Annotated in this window: 15 protein-coding genes; 12 read left to right on the plus strand and 3 right to left on the minus strand. The window is 64.9% G+C overall.

Going from position 1 to position 17,024, the window contains the following annotated elements; genetic code table 11:
• Window positions 1–10 precede the first annotated feature (10 nt).
• Window positions 11–1,681, plus strand: a complete 1,671-nt coding sequence (hutU, locus tag HU230_RS07095) for a urocanate hydratase (RefSeq protein ID WP_176532309.1) — start codon at window positions 11–13, stop codon at window positions 1,679–1,681.
• Window positions 1,682–1,728: 47 nt separating this feature from the next.
• Here the strand turns inward: hutU and HU230_RS07100 are convergent, their stop codons facing one another.
• Both HU230_RS07100 and HU230_RS07105 read right to left on the minus strand, forming a co-directional pair.
• Complete coding sequence (locus HU230_RS07100; RefSeq protein WP_420840881.1) at window positions 1,729–2,931, minus strand: ABC transporter substrate-binding protein; 1,203 nt, start codon at window positions 2,929–2,931, stop codon at window positions 1,729–1,731.
• A gap of 54 nt (window positions 2,932–2,985) precedes the next feature.
• On the minus strand, window positions 2,986–4,125 hold the full coding sequence (locus HU230_RS07105) for an acyl-CoA dehydrogenase family protein (protein ID WP_176532307.1): 1,140 nt from the start codon (window positions 4,123–4,125) through the stop codon (window positions 2,986–2,988).
• Window positions 4,126–4,206: 81 nt separating this feature from the next.
• Between HU230_RS07105 and HU230_RS07110 the strand changes: the two genes are divergently transcribed.
• The 4 genes from HU230_RS07110 to HU230_RS07125 are packed head-to-tail and all read left to right on the plus strand — an operon-like array spanning window position 4,207 to window position 9,396.
• On the plus strand, window positions 4,207–5,073 hold the full coding sequence (locus HU230_RS07110) for a FadR/GntR family transcriptional regulator (protein WP_176532306.1): 867 nt from the start codon (window positions 4,207–4,209) through the stop codon (window positions 5,071–5,073).
• A 56-nt stretch (window positions 5,074–5,129) separates the two neighbouring features.
• On the plus strand, window positions 5,130–5,939 hold the full coding sequence (locus tag HU230_RS07115) for an enoyl-CoA hydratase/isomerase family protein (protein WP_224924346.1): 810 nt from the start codon (window positions 5,130–5,132) through the stop codon (window positions 5,937–5,939).
• A gap of 15 nt (window positions 5,940–5,954) precedes the next feature.
• Entirely contained in the window at window positions 5,955–8,192 is a 2,238-nt protein-coding gene (locus HU230_RS07120; RefSeq protein WP_176532305.1) for an acyl-CoA dehydrogenase family protein, read from the plus strand.
• A gap of 10 nt (window positions 8,193–8,202) precedes the next feature.
• On the plus strand, window positions 8,203–9,396 hold the full coding sequence (locus HU230_RS07125) for a CaiB/BaiF CoA transferase family protein (protein WP_176532304.1): 1,194 nt from the start codon (window positions 8,203–8,205) through the stop codon (window positions 9,394–9,396).
• 20 nt (window positions 9,397–9,416) lie between these two features.
• Here HU230_RS07125 and HU230_RS07130 read toward each other — a convergent pair whose 3' ends face one another.
• A complete protein-coding gene (locus tag HU230_RS07130) occupies window positions 9,417–9,893 on the minus strand; it encodes a MarR family winged helix-turn-helix transcriptional regulator (protein WP_224943071.1) in 477 nt (158 codons plus the stop codon).
• A gap of 214 nt (window positions 9,894–10,107) precedes the next feature.
• Here HU230_RS07130 and HU230_RS07135 point away from each other — a divergent pair, with 214 nt between their 5' ends.
• From HU230_RS07135 to HU230_RS07165, 7 genes are read left to right on the plus strand one after another with little or no spacing between them, the layout of a single operon-like run.
• Window positions 10,108–10,434, plus strand: a complete 327-nt coding sequence (locus HU230_RS07135) for a hypothetical protein (RefSeq protein ID WP_176532302.1) — start codon at window positions 10,108–10,110, stop codon at window positions 10,432–10,434.
• A 12-nt stretch (window positions 10,435–10,446) separates the two neighbouring features.
• Window positions 10,447–11,766 carry a Rieske 2Fe-2S domain-containing protein gene (locus HU230_RS07140; protein WP_176532301.1) on the plus strand — a complete coding sequence of 440 codons (1,320 nt, stop codon included), beginning with the start codon at window positions 10,447–10,449 and terminating at the stop codon, window positions 11,764–11,766.
• Between the two features lie 12 nt (window positions 11,767–11,778).
• Complete coding sequence (locus HU230_RS07145) at window positions 11,779–12,741, plus strand: PDR/VanB family oxidoreductase (RefSeq protein WP_176532300.1); 963 nt, start codon at window positions 11,779–11,781, stop codon at window positions 12,739–12,741.
• Window positions 12,742–12,768: 27 nt separating this feature from the next.
• Window positions 12,769–13,992, plus strand: a complete 1,224-nt coding sequence (locus HU230_RS07150; RefSeq protein ID WP_176532299.1) for an ABC transporter substrate-binding protein — start codon at window positions 12,769–12,771, stop codon at window positions 13,990–13,992.
• Between the two features lie 53 nt (window positions 13,993–14,045).
• Entirely contained in the window at window positions 14,046–15,329 is a 1,284-nt protein-coding gene (locus tag HU230_RS07155) for a CaiB/BaiF CoA transferase family protein (RefSeq protein WP_176532298.1), read from the plus strand.
• A complete protein-coding gene (locus HU230_RS07160; RefSeq protein WP_176532297.1) occupies window positions 15,326–16,522 on the plus strand; it encodes a thiolase C-terminal domain-containing protein in 1,197 nt (398 codons plus the stop codon). The genes HU230_RS07155 and HU230_RS07160 overlap by 4 nt, the downstream gene beginning before the upstream one ends.
• Window positions 16,519–16,968 (plus strand): Zn-ribbon domain-containing OB-fold protein, encoded by a 450-nt coding sequence (locus HU230_RS07165; RefSeq protein ID WP_176532296.1) that lies wholly within the window; start codon window positions 16,519–16,521, stop codon window positions 16,966–16,968. The genes HU230_RS07160 and HU230_RS07165 overlap by 4 nt, the downstream gene beginning before the upstream one ends.
• Window positions 16,969–17,024: the final 56 nt, after the last annotated feature.

The following is a 17,024-nucleotide window of genomic DNA, read 5'->3' on the forward strand; positions in this document are numbered from 1 at the left end:
GACATCCGTCATGAACCGCCGACTGGATAACGAACGTATCATCCGTGCTCCCCGCGGCACCGACATCAGCGCAAAGAGCTGGTTGACGGAAGCGCCGCTGCGGATGCTGATGAACAATCTGGATCCCGATGTCGCCGAGCGTCCGAGCGAGCTTGTGGTCTATGGCGGCATCGGCCGAGCGGCGCGCGACTGGGAGAGCTTTGACCGGATCACCGCGTCCTTGCGGAAGCTCGAAGGCGATCAGACGCTCCTCGTGCAATCCGGCAAGCCGGTCGGCATCTTCCGCACCCATGCGGATGCACCGCGCGTCCTGATCGCGAACTCGAACCTGGTGCCGCATTGGGCGACGCTCGACCATTTCAACGAGCTCGACCGCCAGGGGCTGATGATGTTCGGCCAGATGACGGCAGGCTCGTGGATCTACATCGGCAGCCAGGGCATCGTGCAGGGGACCTACGAGACGTTCGTCGAGGTCGGCCGCCGGCACTATGGCGGCAGCCTCGCCGGCAAATGGATCCTCACGGCCGGCCTCGGCGGCATGGGTGGCGCCCAGCCGCTGGCCGCGACCATGGCCGGCGCCTCGATGCTCGCCGTCGAATGCCAGCCGAGCCGCATCGAGATGCGGCTGCGCACGGGTTATCTCGACCGGCAGGCGACGACGCTCGATGAAGCGCTGGCGATCATTGCCGACGCGGCCAAGACCCGGAAGCCGGTGTCGGTCGGCCTGCTCGGCAATGCGGCCGAGATCTTTCCGGAGCTGGTGCGCCGTGGCGTGCGCCCGGACATCGTCACCGACCAGACCAGCGCGCACGATCCGATCAACGGCTACCTGCCCAAGGGATGGACGCTCGCCGAATGGGAGGCGCGGCGCGCCGTCGATCCGAAGGCGGTCGAGACCGCGGCCAAGACCTCGATGGTCGATCATGTCCAGGCCATGCTGGATTTCCACGCGCAGGGAATCCCGACGCTCGACTACGGCAACAACATCCGCCAGATGGCCAAGGACATGGGCCTGAAGCAGGCGTTCGACTTTCCGGGTTTCGTTCCGGCCTATATCCGTCCGCTGTTCTGCCGCGGCGTGGGGCCGTTCCGCTGGGCGGCGCTGTCGGGCGATCCCGAGGACATCTTCAAGACCGACGCCAAGGTCAAGGAGCTGATGCCCAACGATGGCCATTTGCACAACTGGCTCGACATGGCGAAGGCGCGCATCAAGTTTCAGGGGCTGCCGGCGCGGATCTGCTGGGTCGGTCTCGGCGACCGCCATCGCCTTGGCCTTGCCTTCAACGAAATGGTCGCGCGCGGCGAGCTCAAGGCACCGATCGTGATCGGCCGCGATCATCTCGACAGCGGGTCGGTGGCAAGCCCCAACCGCGAGACCGAGGCGATGCGCGACGGCTCAGATGCGGTGTCCGATTGGCCGTTGCTCAACGCGCTGCTCAACTGTGCGAGCGGCGCCACCTGGGTGTCGCTGCACCACGGCGGCGGCGTCGGCATCGGCTATTCGCAGCACGCCGGCATGGTCATCGTGGCGGATGGAACGCCGGAAGCGGCGCGCCGGCTCGAGCGCGTGCTGTGGAATGATCCGGCGACGGGGGTCATGCGCCACGCCGACGCGGGCTATGAAACGGCCATCGAATGCGCCCGCGCCAATGGGCTCGATCTGCCGAGCCTGCGCGCCTGAGTTGACGTTGGCGAGAGGCCACTGATGACGGTTCTCGCCAATCCGGCTCAATCGGCCGACAGCGGCTCGCCGGTCAGCGACCAGCTCTCGCCATCAAACGTTGCGATCCGCAAGGTCCTGAACGGCGTGTAGTCGCCGGGCCGGGTGCTGATCGAGACGCCCGGCAGCATCATCGGCAGCCGCTCGCCGTTCAGCGACGTCGCCTGCTTGATCAGGTTTTCGCGGGTCAGGTCGTCGCCGCATTTGCGCAAGGCCAGCTCCACGGCGTGCACGTTCATATAGGCAACCAGCACGGAATAGTCGTCCGGATTGGCCGAAGCTGCGTACGTCTTCAGGAAATCCTTGTAGGCCTTGACCTCGTCGTCATTGGCCCACGCCGGGTCGCCGGGCTGCTTGAGGAATTGCGTGGTGACCAGCCCCTTCGAAGCCTCGAGGCCCGCGGGCTTCAGGATGGTTTCGACCGATGCCGTGGAGCCGCCGATCACGTGCAGCGGCTTCCAGCCGAGCTCGTAGACCTTGCGGATCGATTGCGCGGCGGCCTTCGACGACGACTGCTCGATCAGCGTGTCGACCCCGGCAGCCTTCAGCTGGACGATCTGTGAGTCGATCGTCGGGTCGGCAAGTTCGTAGGAGACCTGGGCGACGATCAGCTCGGCCTTCGGACCGAGACCGGCGCGGAGGCCCTTGAGATAATCCTTGCCGTAGTCGTCATTCTGGTAGAGCACGCCGATCCTGGCGTCGGGCTTTGTGCGCAGGAGGTATTTGGCGACAACGCGGCCTTCGGTTTCGAAGTCCGGATAGAGCGGGATTGTCCACGGGAACGTCTTGGGATCGTTGAAGCGGCGTCCTCCGGCGGTGATGAAGAGCTGCGGCACCTGCTTGCCGTTGAGGTATTTCTGGATCGCGACGTTGGGCGCGGTGCCGATCGTACCGACCTCGGCCAGAATGCCGACGTCCTCGATCAGCTTGCGCGATTGCTCGACCGCCTTCGGCGCGCTGTAGGCGTTGTCGAGCTGGGTGAAGTTGATCTTGCGGCCGTTGATGCCGCCCTTCGTATTCAGCATCTCGAAATAGCCGACCACGGCACGCCCGGCGCCGGCGCCGAAGGCGGAGGCGGGGCCGCTCAGCGGCGTCGATTGGCCGAGCTTGATCTCGGTATCGCTGGCGCCGGGTCCATAAGCTTTCTGCGCGTAGGCAGGCGCCGCCAGCAGGGCTGACAGCACGACAGCTGCCAACGCCCGGTCTATGATGCGGTTCAAGGTCGTTCCTCCCTGTAATTCGTTTCCTGTTGCAATCGATCTGCGCTAGCGCAGCAGCTCGCGGGCGATCACCACGCGCTGGATCTGGTTGGTGCCTTCGAAAATCTGGGTCAGCTTGGCGTCGCGCATCATGCGTTCGACCGGGTAGTCCATGGTGTAGCCGTAGCCGCCGAATATCTGGACCGCGTCGGTTGTCACCTTCATCGCCATGTCGCTGCCGACGCATTTGGCCATGCTGGCAAGCACGTTGAGCCGCTTCCAGTCGCCGGCATCGCCGGCGCGGGCGCATTCATAGACCAGCGCACGGGCGGCCTCGATCTGCATCGCCATGTCCGCGAGCATGAACTGCACGCCCTGGAATTCGGCGATCGGTTGCTTGAACTGCTTGCGTTCCTTGGCGTAGGCGACGCAGGCATCGAGCGCGCCTTGCGCGAGGCCGACCGACTGGGCGCCGATGGTCGGGCGATTGAGGTCGAGCGCGCGCATCGACGCGCGAAAGCCCTTGCCTTCCTCGCCGACGAGGTTTTCGGCCGGGACCCGGACATTGTCGAAGAAGATCGGGGTATTGGGGGCGCCGCGAAAGCCCATCTTGCGCTCGTGGCGGCCGAACGTAATGCCCGGCATCTTCTTCGGCTCGACGATGAAGGCGCTGATTCCGTCGGCGCCGGCGCCGTCGCTGGTCCGCGCCATCACCACGATGTAGTCGGCGACGACGCCGTAGCTGCACCACTGCTTGCGGCCGTTCAGGACATAGCTGTCGCCGTCCTTGCGGGCGCGGGTGTTGAGCGCGGCGACGTCGGAGCCGGCCTGCGGCTCCGAGATCGCGATCGCCGTAACCACGCCGCCCTGGGCGATGATCGGCAAATATTTCTGGCGTTGCTCTTCCGAGCCGAAATGCAGCAACGGCATGATAAACATGGTGTTGAGCGCCGCGATCGATGCGCAGGCGGGCGAGACCTTCGAGATTTCCTCGCGCGCGATGCAGGCCATGGTCAGGTTGCCGTTCGGGCCGCCGTAGCGCTCCGGCACCCAGAGCTGCATCAATCCCATCTCGCCGAACAGCTTGACCAGTTCGAGCGGGAAGCGGTCGGTCTCGTCGATTTCGGCGGCAATCGGCGCCACATGCCTTGCGACCATCCTGCGCACGTTGTCGCGGAAGGCGACCTGCTCCTCGGAAAAACTCATACGGGCTCCCCGTCTGTTTTCTTTGCCGGAAGCCAAAAAGGGGCTTCCATTGAATGGGTGATCCATTTAATAATTCACCGCATGAGCACCAAGTCAAGCCCTCGCACGCCGCAGCGCCCCCGCACCGCCTCGCCGAACCGGCGCGAGCGGGCCACCGATCTCCGTGCGGCCGGCTCCGCGGCCGCGCCGACATTCAAGCCGATCCACACCAGGCGGACGTTCGAGGAGATCTGCGAGCGCATTCGCGAGCAGCTGGCGCTCGGCGTGCTGAAGCCCGGCGACAAGCTGCCGGCCGAGCGCGAACTCGCCCAGCAACTCGGCGTCAGCCGGAATGTGCTGCGGGAAGCGCTGCGCAGCCTGGAGATGGCCGGCGTGCTGCGACTGCAGAAGGGCGTCAAGGGTGGCGCCTTCATTCAGCAGGGCGACACCCGCCGCATGAACGAGGTCATGCGCGACATGCTGAGCCTCGGGACCATATCCGTGCGGGAATTGTCGGAGGCGCGGGTCCACGTCCTCGACCTCGTGGTGCAGCTGGCATGCGCAAATGCCCGGCGCACCGACCTCGATGCGCTGGAAGCCAATATCGAGCGGACCGAGCTTGCCACGAAGGAGGGCCGGCTGCTCGATCGGGTCGAATGCTCGCGCGAGTTCTACAAGCTGCTGGCGGCCTCGACCGGCAACAAGGTGATCGCGATGATCGTGGATTCGGTCACCGAGATCCACATGCGCTTCGTCTATGCCAAGGTCGCTTCCAGCGGGGTCGCGATGGCGCGGCTCGCGGAGAAGCGGCGGCAATTCCTGGCGGCGCTGAGCGAACGAGACGTGGCGCTGGCAAGCCGGCTGCTGCGGTCGCACCTGGAATCCGTGCAGCGCATGCTGGAGCAGGATCCGGGTGCGATGTCGCTTCACGTCGCATTGGCCGACGTGCAGCCCGGGCTGCGCCGGTAGCGCGCCGCGCCGGCGAATTATTCAACACTCAAACAGCAATAACAATGGAGGCAAACGTGTCCAACTACGCCAAGTATGAATGCCTGACGGTCGAGGTCGCGGACAAGGTCGCGACCGTGACCTTGAATCGCCCGCAGGCGCGCAATGCCATCAATCAGAAGCTGATCCGCGAGCTGCGAACGATCTGGGACGACCTCGCCGACGATCATGCCGTCAATGCCGTGGTGCTGACCGGCGCCGGCGACTTCTTCAGCGTCGGTGGCGACGTGAAGGCGATGTCCGAGCGGCCGGGCGGCGACGTGCTCGAGGAGGGCGAAGTCCACGATCCCATGATCAGCCGGCGCGGCGTCACCCGCCAGCTCGAGCTCGACAAGCCGATCATCGCGGCGATCAACGGCGACGCCATCGGCCTGGCGGCGACCCATGCGCTGCTCTGCGACATCACCGTGATGGCGGAAGATGCGCGGATCGGCGACACCCACGTCTCGCGCGTCGGTCTGGTCGCAGGCGACGGCGGCACGGTGATCTGGCCGCTGCTGGTCGGCATCAACAAGGCCAAGGAATTCCTGATCCGCGGCACGCTGCTGAAGGGCAAGGAAGCGGAGCGGATCGGGCTGGTCAATCACGTCGCGCCGCGCGCGGAGGTACTGGCCAAGGCCCGCGAGATCGCGGTCGAGCTCGCCAACGGTCCGACCTGGGCCATTCGCTGGACCAAGCTGTCGATCAACCAGATCGTCAAGGAGCGCGTGAACATGCTGCTGGAGGCCTCGATGGCGCTTGAGCAGGTGACGTTCGAGACCGCGGACCACAAGGAGGCGACGATGTCGTTCAAGGAGAAGCGCAAGCCGAGGTTCGGCCAGGCATAGCTCGGGGGCTGGGCAATGACGGCGACCGAAGCGTCGAATGACGATGTCGCAGGAATGCTGCGCGATTCCTTGCGCGGCTTCCTCGACGAGCATTGGCGTTCGCGCGGCGCAACGGCGTCGTCCTCGCCGGACGAAGTGTCGGCGATCTGGCGCAAGCTGGTCGGGCAGGGCGTCGCCGCGCTTGGTGCAGAAGGTGGCGAAGGCGGACTCGCCGAGATTCTTGTCGTCATGTCGGAGCTTGGCCGGGCCGGATGCCCGGCGCCGATGTGGTCTGCGGCGCTCGCCAATCTTGCGATCTCCGGATCGCAGGTCGACGTCGTGGTGGATCTGCTGGAGCGGCTGCATTCCGGGAAGGCGATCATCGCCTTCTCGTTTGGTGCGCTGGACCCCGATCCTGGCACGGGCTCGATCCAGGTCATGGACCTCAGGGCAACAGGTGTGCTCCGCTTTGTCGAGGCCGCGGGAGGCTCCACGCATCTTCTGGTCGCGCTCGATCAAGCCCATCTTGCGCTGATCGATCTTGGCGGTCCCGGTGTCGAATGCGTTGCGACCCGCGCGATGGGGGCATCGGGGCTCTCCGAGGTCAGGCTGAACGCAGCGCCGCTCATGCGCATTCCCGTCGGGACGGTCGATCTGGACGATCTCCGCATCAAGGGCAAGGCGGCGTTGACCGCGCGCGCTTACGGCGCGGCGCGGCGGGCGTTTGAGCTGGCGGTGGACTACGCCAAGGAGCGGCATCAGTTCGGACAACCGATCGGCAAGTTCCAGGCCATTCAGCACAAGCTGGCCAACTGCCTGATCGCGCTCGAAGGCGTCAGGCTGATCCTCGAGCATGCCGCCGGACTGCATGATGGCGGCGACGACGACTGGCGCTACTTCGCCGATTGCGCATCGGCGTTTTCCGGCAATGCGCTGCGGCAGGTCTCGCTGGAGACCCAGCATACATTCGGTGCGATCGGCTATGCCGAGGAGCACGAGGCGCCGATCCACTTCAAGCGCGTGCACCTCGATACCATCGCGCTCGGCGGCGCCTCGGATGCGAAGTGCAGACTTGCCGCGCGACTGTTGGATGCGGGTGGCGCCGGGTTGCCGCAATACGACCTCGGGTCCGCCGGAAATGCGTTTCGCGAGCAGGTCCGGCTCTGGCTCACGCAAAACTGGACCGGAGACACAAAGCAGGCGTTCGATCAGAGGCCATTCGCCAAGCGCGAGTTCGATGCGAGCTTCGCCCGAAATATCGGCGAGACCGGATGGATTGGCCTCGGATGGCCGGAGCAGTTCGGCGGCCAGGCGCGCTCTCCACTGGAGCAGATCGCCTTCATGGAGACGATGGAGCGGGGCGAGGCGCCGCGGATCGGTGCGGCGATCCAGGCCAACGCGTTGATGATGTTCGGCACGGCAGAGCAGCAGCAAAAATATCTTCCGGAAATCCTGCGCGGCGAAGCCATGCACGGCATGGGCTACAGCGAACCGCAGGCGGGCTCGGACCTCGCGGCGCTGCGCACCAGTGCTATCAGGGACGGCGATCACTGGGTGATCAACGGCCAGAAGATCTGGACCACCACCTGGTGGGGCAAATACATGTTCCTCGCTGCCCGGACCGACAGGGACGCGAGGCCGCCGCATGCCGGCATCAGCATGTTCATCGTGCCGATGGATGCGCCGGGCATCACCATCCGTCCATCCGTCACCATGTATGACGGTACGTTTGCCAACATCTTCTACGACAATGTCCGCATTCCCGCCGAGAATTTGGTTGGCGAGGTCAATGGCGGCTGGAAGGTGCTGACCGGCGCGCTCGCCTTCGAGCGAGGGCTGGTCGGTGGCGGGATCGTCCTGAAGGTCGCGCACGCCTTCGAACAGCTGCGTTTGCATGTGATGGCGAGACAAGGAGAGCGGTCTCTCGCCGATGACCCCATCGTCCGCGACAGGATGGCGACCCTGGCATCCGAGATCGAGATCGGTCGTCTATTAATGATGCATTGTGCCGAGCTTGCCGCCGACGGCATGACGCCGCCGGAATATGGCGCGATCAGCAAGGTGTTTTCCGGAGAGCTGATGGAGCGATTCGGCGAGGCCGCGCTCGACATTCTCGGCATGCGCGCCGCGCTGTCCGAACAGATGCCGGTCGCGATCGACAATGGCCGCTTCGAGCAGAACCTGCGGCATTCGCTGATGTGGGTCATCAGCATCGGGACCAATGAGATTCAGCGCAGCCTGATCGCACAACGCGCGCTGAGACTGCCGAGATAGGAGAGATCGGATGAAAAAAGATGGCGACAGGGCGCCGCTCGCCGGGGTGCGGGTGCTGGATTTTTCCATCATGGTGGCGGGGCCGTATTGCGCGCGGCTGCTCGCCGACGTCGGCGCCGAGGTGATCAAGATCGAGCCGCCGGAAGGCGACGACATGCGGCTGCGGACGCCGCTGCGCGAAGGCCACAGCACCTATTTCGGCCAGCTCAATGCCGGCAAGCGTAGCCTGGCGCTGGACCTGAAGAACGCCGATGCCGTCAAGCTCGTGCATCGCATGGTCGCGGAGGCGGACATCGTTGTCGAGAATTTCCGTCCGGGTGTGATGGAGCGGCTCGGCCTCGGCTACGATGCGCTTCGCGAGATCAACCCGCGCCTGATCTATTGCTCGATCTCGGGCTATGGCCAGACAGGCCCCGCCGCCGAGCGGGCCGCTTACGCCATGATCGTGCACGCCGAGAGCGGATTCGATATCTCGCTGATGCGCTATGCCGGCGACCGGGAGCGTCCGGCGGCCGGCGCGATCTTTGTCGCCGACATCCTCGGCGGCATCTTCGGCTATTCCGCGATCCAGACCGCGATGGTCCAGCGCGAACGCACCGGCAAGGGGCAGCGCGTCGATGTGGCGTTGATGGATTGCATGCTTAACCTGCTGGTCTACGAGCTCCAGGAAGCGCAATTCCCGATCCGCTCGCCGCGTCCGACCTATGGGCCGGTCCGCACGCGCGATAGTGATATCCTGATCGCCCCGGTCACGCCGCGCAATTTTGCGGCGCTATGTGAGGTGACGGGGCAGGACGAACTGGCAAACGATTCGCGCTTTGCGACCATTCCGGCGCGTGGTGCCAACTGGACCGCCATGATGCAGGTGATCGAGCAATGGACCGAGCGCCACACCGTCGCTGAATGCATCGCGGCGCTGGATCGTGCCGGCGTTCCCTGCGCCGAGTACCGGACGCCGGGCGCGGCGCTGACCGACGCCCATCTGCGTCAACGGGGCGTGTTTGGGACGGTCTCGGATGGCGCCGGCGAATTCGTCGGCGTCAATGCGCCATGGCAGATGTCCGGGGCCGATACGTCGATCGGAAGCCAAGTTCCCGGGATTGGCGCGCAGCGCGACGATTTGCTGTCGCGGATCCTGGGATTGTCGCCGGACGCAATCGCGGCGCTCGCGGCTGCGGGCACGTTTGGCAGGGCGCAGGCTTAGGCAGCCGGACGCCGGCGGTCTCAGGTATCGGACGGAGCGTCCGGCGGCGGTGCCTTCGCGATCGCCAGCATGCATTTCAGGAAATGCGCGCGGTCTTCCTTGCGCAGGGGTGCCAGCATGATGTTTTGCAGCTCGGCGGCGGCGGGGATAACTGCCAGAAGCGCTTCCTCTCCCTTGGCGGTGATCTGCACCTGGAGCGAGCGGCGGTCGTCCGGATTGTTCTTCTTTGAAACCAGCCGGCGTGCAACCATCCGCTTCAGCATCTCGCTGAGCGTGTTGCGGTCGCAACTGATCCGCTCCGCCAGCACCGAGGGGGTGAGAGGACCCAATTGGTACAGCGCCATCAGCACGCCGAACTGCCGCGGCGTGATGTCGCTCTGACGCGTCATGCTCTGATAGAGCCCGTCGTAGCGGGCCTCCAGCAGCCGCAACAGAAATCCGACTCCGCCTTCGAGTTGCCAGTCGCGCGCAATGTCCGTCGCCGAACTCGTTTTCATACTCTTGTCGGCTGCCATGCCGTCGTTGGACTCCGATTTTGCGAATTCGCGTTAGCCGTTAGCAGCTTGGCCTGACGTCCTCAACCCTGCGGTGAACCGCACCCCGGTCTGTTCCCGGCACGATGCAACTGCTTTCGGCCTTGTCAGTCATCCGGCAATGTAGTACGTATACGTATCAAATGCGATGCCAAGACATCGTGCAGGGAGGTTGAACTTGGACCTGCGTGAGCTGCTGTCGATTCCCTATCTGCTTGAGGCCGAAGCCGTCGAAACCGAGCCGGGGCAGTGGCGGATTCGCCTTGCCTATCCGGAGCTGCCGGGATGCACGGCGGAAGCCGCCGTCGTCGAGGACGCATTGCGGGAGCTCGAGCGGCGGCGCATCGAATTGATCGTCGGCCTGGTGGAGGAGGGCAAGCAGCCCCCCATGCCACGCAAGCCGCTCACCGCATCCGATCCGCTTTGGACCGCTCAGGAGCTCGGACTTTCCGACCGTGTCGCCGCATTTCTCGGCGGTGCGGCGGGCCCGGCCACACGCAATTGAAGGAGGCAACGCATGCTCTCGCGCGAAGACAATGAACGCCTGGTGAGGGTCGGCAAAGGCACGCCGCTCGGCGATCTGTTTCGTCTTTACTGGATTCCCTTCCTGCCGTCGGCGGACCTCGCTACGGACGGACAGCCGAAACGCATCCGGCTGCTCGGCGAGGATCTGGTTGCCTTTCGGGATTCCGAGGGCCGCATCGGGTTGGTCGACCAGGCCTGTCCGCATCGCGGCGCGCCGCTGATCTTCGCGCGAAACGAGGATTGCGGGCTGCGCTGCGTCTATCACGGCTGGAAATTCGACGTCACCGGCGCGGTGACGGACATGCCGGCCGAGCCGGTGCGCAGCCGCCTCAAGGAGCGGGTGCGGATCAAGGCCTATCCCTGCAAGGAGCGCAACGGGATGATCTGGACCTATATGGGTCCCGACCAGGCCGAGCTTCCGCCGCTGCCGAACCTCGAATGGAATCTGGTGCCAGCCGAGCAGGTGCACATCTCGATTCGCGTCCAGGAGTGCAACTGGCTGCAGGCGGTCGAGGGCGAGATCGACTCGGCGCACGCCCCGCTGCTGCACGGTCGGCTGGACGCCCAGGGCACGACGAGCGCCTGGATCCAGAAGCGCGACCTGCGGCCGACCTTCGAATGCATCAAGCAAGACTTCGGCATGAGCATCGCCGCGCGGCGCAATTACGATGCCAACACGCTGTACTGGCGCGTCAACCAGTTCCTGCTGCCGTTCTATACGCTGGTGCCCCCGCTGTCGCCGTTCCCGGATCTGAGCGGGCACGCCTGGGTGCCGATCGATGACGAGAACACACTTTGCATCATGTTCTCCTATCATCCGTCGGAGCCGCTGCTGGAGAAAACGCGGCAGGTCTTCGCCGAAGGACACAAGGGCCGCGAGAGTGGCCATGCCAGCCGCCACGCGCTGGTCCAGCACCCGGTGACGGTTCCGTATGCAGGCTACTGGACCAAATACAATCCGCAGAACGGCTTTCAATTCGACTACGAGGCGCAGCGCACCACGTGGTTCTCGGGCCTGCCGGGGCTCTGGGTGCAGGACGGCGCCTGCCAGAGCGGTGTCTCGCCGATCTTCGATCGCACCAGGGAGACGCTCTGCTCGAGCGATACGGGCATTGCGATGACGCGGCGTTTCATTCTGGAAGCGCTCGGCGCCTATCGCGATCACGCGATCAAGCCCAAGGGTGTGCTGGACCCCGACGTGTTCATGGTGCGGGCGGTGTCGCTGCGGCTGCCGCCGGAGGATTCCTGGGTCGATGTCGGCGCGCCGTTCATGCGGGCGAAGCTCGGCGCCGATTTCGGGTACGAGCTGTGAGCGCATCCCGCCATGGCTGACGTGACGCAGGACGTGCTGGTCAAACGCATCGGCTACGAGGCCGAGCGGATCAATTCCTATGAGCTGATCGCGCGGACAGGCGGCGAGCTGCGGCCGTTCACCGCCGGCAGCCATATCGACCTGCATCTGCCGAACGGCATGATCCGCAGCTATTCGCTGATCAACGATGAGCGCGAGCGGCACCGCTATGTGATCGCCGTCAACAAGGATGCCGAAAGCCGGGGCGGCTCCAGCTTTGTCCACGACTCCATGAAGGTCGGGGACATCGTGACGATCTCGGAGCCGCGCAACAATTTCGCGCTGCACGAAGCGGCAGAGCATTCGGTCCTGATCGCCGGCGGCATCGGCATCACGCCGCTATTGTCCATGATCCGGCGGCTGGAGGCGCTCGGACGCCACTGGGAGCTGTTCTACGCCGCGAGGACGCGCACTGGTGCCGCGTTCCTCGACGAGCTCGATGCATTCCGATCCGATCTTCATTCCAGGATACATCTCGATTTCGACGACGAGCGATCGGGGCGTCTGTTCGACCTGCCGGCAATTGTCGGAAACGCACCGGCCCACGCGCATCTTTATTGTTGCGGCCCGGTGCCCATGCTTGCGGCATTCGAGGCGGCGGCGGCCGGTCGGCCGTCCGATCGCGTGCACGTCGAATACTTCCAGGCGCGCGAAGCGCCCTCTACCGAAGGCGGCTTCGACGTCAAGCTCGCGCGAAGCAACCGCACGATTGCGGTCGAGCCCGGCAAGACGATCCTCGATGCGTTGCTGGATGCCGGCATCACCGCGAACTACGCCTGCACCGAGGGAGTGTGCGGCACCTGCGAGACGCGCGTGCTCGAGGGCACACCCGACCATCGCGACCAGTTTCTGAGCAAGGAAGAGCAAGCGGCGAACAAGAGCGTCATGATCTGCTGTTCGGGCGCCAAGTCCCGCACGCTCGTGCTCGATCTCTAGAACAACAACAGACGACGGGTGGAAACAATGAAGTATCTCTCGCATATTGCCGGAATGGCCCTGCTGGCCGTGTGCGTCAGTTCGCCCGCGTCGGCGGACGCTGCGCGCGCCCTCAAGATCGGCGTGCTTAACGACGCGTCGGGCCCTTACTCGGACAATGCCGGCGAAGGTTCGGTGACGGCGGCCAAAATGGCCGCCGAAGACTTCATGCGGCTTCATCCGGATTTCAAGGTCGAGATCGTCTCGGCCGACCACCAGAACAAGGCGGATGTCGGCGCCGCAATCGCGCGCCGCTGGATCGATCAGGAGAAGGTCGATGCGGTTGCCGACGTGCCGAACTCGGCCGTCGGGCTCGCCGTCAACGAAGTCGTGCGCGGCACCAAGGCGGCGCTGATTGCATCGAGTGCGGCGTCCTCCGATCTGACCGGGAAATACTGCTCGCCCAACACGATCCAGTGGACCTTCGACACCTGGGCGGCCTCGCACACGATCGGTGCCTATCTCGTGCGTCACGGCGGCAAGAAATGGTACTTCATCGCGACCGACAATGCGCTCGGCAAGTCGATGGTGCGCGACGGCACGGCCGTGATCGGCGCCGGCGGCGGCACCATTCTTGGGTCGGTCAATGTGCCGATCAACAATGCGGACTACGCCTCGTTCATCCTCCAGGCGGATAGCTCGGGCGCAGACGTGATCGCGTTCGCGACCGCAGGCGGCGACACGGTCAGCCTGATCAAGCAATCCGCCGAGTTCGGGCTGAAACAGAGCGGGCGCACCTTCGCGGCGCTGCTGACCACCACCAACGATGTCGAGTCGAGCGGCCTTGCGGTCGGCGAGGGGTTGATCATCACCCAGCCGTTCTACTGGGACCTCAATGATGCCAGCCGTGCCTGGTCGGCAAAGTTCAGCGAGCGTCAGCGCGGACAATCGCCGACCGCGTTCCACGCCGGCGTCTATTCCTCCGTGCTGGCCTATCTGAACGCAGCGTTGGCGGCAGGAACCAATGACGCGCCCGCGGTGATCCGGAAGTTGAAGGAGAAGCCGATCGACGACGCCTTGTTCGGGCCGGTCGTGGTGCGCGCGGACGGCCGCGCCATTCACAACATGTATATCTTCAAAGTGAAGAGCCCGAATGCGTCGAAGAGCAAGTGGGACCTGCTGGAGCAGGTCGGCGTGCTCACAGGGCCGGAGGCGTTTCGGCCGCTCGACCAGGGCGGATGCTCGCTCGTCGAGCCGCCGAAGAGCAATTGACGACGACGGCAGCGACACTCGGATCAACTCTTCTCAAACCGACGGATGCCCTGATGCTGGATCAGCTTGAAGCCGACTTCCCCGAGCACACGCCGCGCCCCGTCGATGCGCCAAGAGCGCTCGAGGGGGTCCGGGTGATCGATTTCTCGCATTTCATCGCGGGACCGTTTGCGACCATGATCCTCGCCGACATGGGCGCCGAGGTGATCAAGATCGAAGCGCCCGGCCGCGGTGACGATTTGCGCCGCTATCCCCCGGTGCATCCCGATCTCAGGCACGGTGCGCCGTTCCTCTGGACCAACCGCAACAAGCGCAGCGTCGCCCTCGATCTCAAGTCCCCCGAGGGCCTGAAGGTCGCGCGCGAGCTGATCGCGACGGCGGACGTCCTAGTCGAGAATTTTTCGGCTGATGTGATGGCACGGCTGGGGCTCGACTATCAGAGCTGCCGCAAGATCAAGCCCGAGATCATCTATTGCTCGGTGTCGGCGTATGGCCGTGACGGGGCATTTTCGGACCGGCTCGGTTTCGATCCGATCGCGCAGGTCGAGAGCGGCTTCGTGTCGATGAACGGCTATGCCGACCGCGAGGGCGTGCGGGCATTGTCGCCGGTGATGGATATCAGCACCGCGATGATGGCGAGCAATGCGATCCTCGGCGCGCTGTTCGCGCGGGAACGCAGCGGGCAGGGCCAGGCCATCGAGGTGTCGTTGTTCGAGAATGCGGTCCTGATGACCGGCTACGCGACCATGCAGTCGTTGTTCAACAATGCCGATCCGAAGCGAAGCGGCAATACCAGTCCGGATACGTGTCCGTCGGGTGTGTTTCAGGCCAGCGATTGCGCCTTCTATATCAACTGCGGCAACGACAAGATCTTCCAACGCCTGATGGCGCAGGTTGTCGAGCGCGAGGATCTCGCGGCGGCTGAGATCTATGCAACCGGCCCGGATCGAATCCGTCGGCGCGAGGAGTTGTTCGCGATTCTCGGCGATGCCTTTGCCCGGCAGCCCTGGTCGCACTGGCAATCGCGGATGCGGGCGGCGGGGGTGCCCTGCGGTCAGGTGCGCACCGTCGGCGAGGCGATCCGTTCCCCGGAGGCAAGGGAGCGCGGGATCGTCACCCGGATCCCGCACGAGACGCTGGGTTGGGTGCCGAACGTGAACCTGCCGATCCGCTATTCGCGAACACCGATCGTTGATCCCGTTGCCGCACCAGCCGTTGGGCAGCACACCGAGAATGTCCTGCGTGAGTTGCTCGACTACGACGAGGCGGAGATTGCGCGCCTCGCCGCAGGCGGGGCTTTCGGCAGCCAGCCCGCGCGACAGGATGCCAAGTCGTGACGGCGCGCGCGCGAGACGAGCGGACGCTGCGGGGCCGTGTGGCTGTCATCGGGATCGGTGAAACGGATTATTATCGACACGGCGCTTCTCCCGACCCGGAATTCAAGCTCGCGCTGAAAGCCATTCTGGCGGCGTGCGAAGATGCCGGGCTCGATCCGCGCAAGATCGACGGCTTCTCGTCCTACAGCGACGATCGCAGCGAGGCCTCGCGGCTGGCCGCGGCGCTCGGGACGCATCGATTGCGCTCCGCCACCATGCAATGGGGCGGAGGCGGCGGCGGTTGCTGTGCTGCGGTTGCCAACGCGGCGGCCGCGATCGTCGCGGGCCTCGCCGATTGTGTCGTGGTGTTCCGCTCGCTGGCGCAGGGCCAATATGGCCGGTTCGGACAGGCGGGCGGGATCCACACGGTTTCGGGCGAGCGGTCCTACCTGATGCCTTATGGTGTGCTGGCGCCGCCGCAGCGCTTTGCCATGCGGGTGCAGCGCTACATGCACGAGCACGGCGTGCGGCAAGAGGCGTTGCGCGCGATTGCGCTCGCCTCCTATCACCATGCCCAGGCCAACCCGCGTGCCGTGATGCACGGCAAGCCGCTGGACGTCGAGAAATACGATGCCTCGCGCTGGATTGTGGAGCCGTTCCATCTCCACGATTGCTGCATGGAAAATGACGGCGCGGCGGCATTGTTGCTGGTATCGGCAGAGCGCGCCGCGGAATTCCAGCACAAGCCGGCCTATCTGCTCGGTGCGGCCTTCGGATCCGGACATCGCGCGGCGGCGACGGCGCACAACGCACCGCTCTACGCCACGGCGAGTTTCGACACCGTTGCCCCTGATCTCTACCGCATGGCCGGAGTAGGGCCGTCCGATGTCGGTGTGGTCCAGGCCTACGAGAATTTCACCGGCGGTGTCGTGATGGCGCTGGCGGAGCACGGCTTCTTCAAGCCTGAAGAGGCCAACGACTTCCTGACATTCGACAACCTGATCGCGCCGTCCGGGCGCCTGCCGCTCAACACCAGCGGCGGCAACCTCGCCGAATGCTACATGCACGGTTTTGAGCTCGTGCTGGAAGCGGTTCGCCAGGTGCGCGGCGCGTCGACGAGCCAGGCTCGACGCAGCGACGTCGCAATGGTCATCGGAGGTCCGATGGTCTCTCCCGCGAGCAACCTCATCTTGGGTTCGGAGGCCACCTTATGAGCAAGCCGAGCGCGCGCCACCTCCCGGCAGGTCTGCCGATCCCGGTTGCAGAACCTGACGGCCTGTCTGCGCCTTACTGGGAAGGATTGCGTCAGGGCAAGCTGCTGGTGCAACGCTGCGGCGGCTGCAACACTTGGCAGTTCGGACCCGAATGGCTCTGCCACCGCTGTCACGCCTTCGATCCGGCATGGACCGAGGTCGAGCCGCGCGGCCGGATCTTCAGCTGGGAACGCGTATGGCATCCGTCGCATGCGGCGCTGAAAGGGCATGGACCTTACATCGCGGTGCTTGTCGAACTGCCGCAGGCCGGCGGCATTCGCATGGTCGGCAATCTGCTCGGCGATCCCGAACAGGCGGCTGCAATCGGCGCCGATGTCGAAGGGGTCTTCGAGCATCACCCGGAGTCGGATCCGCCTTACTCCTTGCTGCAATGGCGCCGGCCGTAGGTTTCCCCCGAGTTACTATCCATCCCTGCGCTTGATACGGGCAATCGATCGCGCGT

Origin of the sequence: Bradyrhizobium quebecense (genome assembly GCF_013373795.3) — a bacterium.
Taxonomy (GTDB): Bacteria; Pseudomonadota; Alphaproteobacteria; order Rhizobiales; family Xanthobacteraceae; genus Bradyrhizobium; species Bradyrhizobium quebecense.

Bases quoted from the DNA above. Each gene is read 5' to 3' on its own strand.
- HU230_RS07155 (WP_176532298.1), top strand. From the start codon at position 14,046: ATGCTGGATCAGCTTGAAGCCGACTTCCCCGAGCACACGCCGCGCCCC.
- HU230_RS07120 (WP_176532305.1), top strand. From the start codon at position 5,955: ATGACGGCGACCGAAGCGTCGAATGACGATGTCGCAGGAATGCTGCGC.
- HU230_RS07125 (WP_176532304.1), top strand. From the start codon at position 8,203: ATGAAAAAAGATGGCGACAGGGCGCCGCTCGCCGGGGTGCGGGTGCTG.
- HU230_RS07140 (WP_176532301.1), top strand. From the start codon at position 10,447: ATGCTCTCGCGCGAAGACAATGAACGCCTGGTGAGGGTCGGCAAAGGC.
- HU230_RS07130 (WP_224943071.1), bottom strand. From the start codon at position 9,893: ATGAAAACGAGTTCGGCGACGGACATTGCGCGCGACTGGCAACTCGAA.
- HU230_RS07105 (WP_176532307.1), bottom strand. From the start codon at position 4,125: ATGAGTTTTTCCGAGGAGCAGGTCGCCTTCCGCGACAACGTGCGCAGG.
- hutU (WP_176532309.1), top strand. From the start codon at position 11: ATGAACCGCCGACTGGATAACGAACGTATCATCCGTGCTCCCCGCGGC.
- HU230_RS07150 (WP_176532299.1), top strand. From the start codon at position 12,769: ATGAAGTATCTCTCGCATATTGCCGGAATGGCCCTGCTGGCCGTGTGC.
- HU230_RS07165 (WP_176532296.1), top strand. From the start codon at position 16,519: ATGAGCAAGCCGAGCGCGCGCCACCTCCCGGCAGGTCTGCCGATCCCG.
- HU230_RS07110 (WP_176532306.1), top strand. From the start codon at position 4,207: ATGAGCACCAAGTCAAGCCCTCGCACGCCGCAGCGCCCCCGCACCGCC.
- HU230_RS07145 (WP_176532300.1), top strand. From the start codon at position 11,779: ATGGCTGACGTGACGCAGGACGTGCTGGTCAAACGCATCGGCTACGAG.